2 protein-coding genes are annotated in these 1,276 nt (G+C 43.7%); both read right to left on the bottom strand.

The annotated features are described in order from the left end of the window. On the bottom strand, positions 1 to 601 hold a 601-nt coding region (locus tag H5202_RS22650), incomplete at its 3' end, for a lipoyl synthase (protein WP_182774001.1). Next, positions 601 to 1,251 carry a lipoyl(octanoyl) transferase LipB gene (lipB, locus tag H5202_RS22645; protein WP_182774000.1) on the bottom strand — a complete coding sequence of 217 codons (651 nt, stop codon included), beginning with the start codon at positions 1,249 to 1,251 and terminating at the stop codon, positions 601 to 603. The genes lipB and H5202_RS22650, both read right to left, overlap by 1 nt. Positions 1,252 to 1,276 lie beyond the last annotated feature (25 nt).

Raw genomic sequence — 1,276 nt, 5'->3', positions numbered from 1 at the left:
GAGCTGGAGCTGTCTCAAGAGTGGGATTAAATACAGCAGGAGGCTCTGTCGCTAAGATATCTAAAGCAGCATCGATACGACCACGGAAAGCAGGAACCAGCGTTTCAATTTTGAGTTCAGGATTTAGTAAACGAATTTCGCCAATACAGTCAGCAAAGTGCTGTGCACCACCATCACTCAAATCATCTCGGTCAACAGAAGTAATTACCACATACTTTAACTTCATGTCTTTAATGGTCTGTGCTAGTTTTTTAGGCTCGTCAGCATCGGCCTTAAGTGGGCGACCATGGGCAACATCACAAAAAGGACAGCGTCGGGTACAAATTGCACCTAAGATCATAAAGGTCGCTGTGCCGTGGTTAAAGCATTCTGCCAAGTTTGGACAAGATGCTTCTTCACAAACTGAGTGCAATCCATTTTTACGTAATGCCGCTTTTATCTCGAGAATACGTTGATTTGAAGAGGGTAATTTTACTCGTAACCAATCCGGTTTACGCAGCATAGTTTCACGCTCTGATGGCACGACTTTTACAGGAATTCGTGCGACTTTATCGGCATCACGTAATTTGACACCTGGTTGTAATCTTTCAGGCCTATTCATTATTCTGCTAATCCTTGATGATGTACAAGTTGTTGATAGCCCATAATTTGGCTAAAGGTTTGGATTAATTTATCGCCAGCTTCAAGCACAGTTTGTGGACCGCCTAATGCTTTACATTGCACCATTTCTAAACCGGCATATCCGCAAGGATTGATACGCTGAAACGGGGCTAAGTCCATATCGACATTTAATGCTAAGCCGTGAAAAGAGCAGCCTTTACGGATGCGTAATCCTAAAGAGGCAATCTTTTGTTCTGTTACATAAACTCCGGGAGCATCAGCTTTTGCGTATGCATTGATATCGTAATACCCGAGCATATCAACAATACTTTGCTCAATATTATTCACTAACTGTCTAACGCCTAGTTTATTACGTTTGATGTCGATAAGTGGATAAACCACTAATTGTCCTGGACCGTGGTAAGTAACTTGGCCACCGCGATCGACTTGAATAACCGGAATATCACCAGGGTTGAGTATATGCTCGCTTTTACCTGCTTGGCCTTGGGTAAATACTGGTGGATGCTCAACAATCCAAAGTTCATCATGGCTGTCGCTATCGCGAGTGTCAGTATATTCCTGCATTGCATGCCATGTCGATTCATAGTCTTGCATGCCAAGATGGCGGATGTGCAGTGTATGTGCTTGCAAGGGCAGCGTCTCCCCCAGATAAATG

Origin of the sequence: Shewanella sp. SG41-4 (assembly GCF_014164505.1) — a bacterium.
Taxonomy (GTDB): domain Bacteria; phylum Pseudomonadota; class Gammaproteobacteria; order Enterobacterales; family Shewanellaceae; genus Shewanella.
Note: the sequence above shows the minus strand (reverse complement) of the source record. Positions and strands in the feature narration are given on the sequence as shown.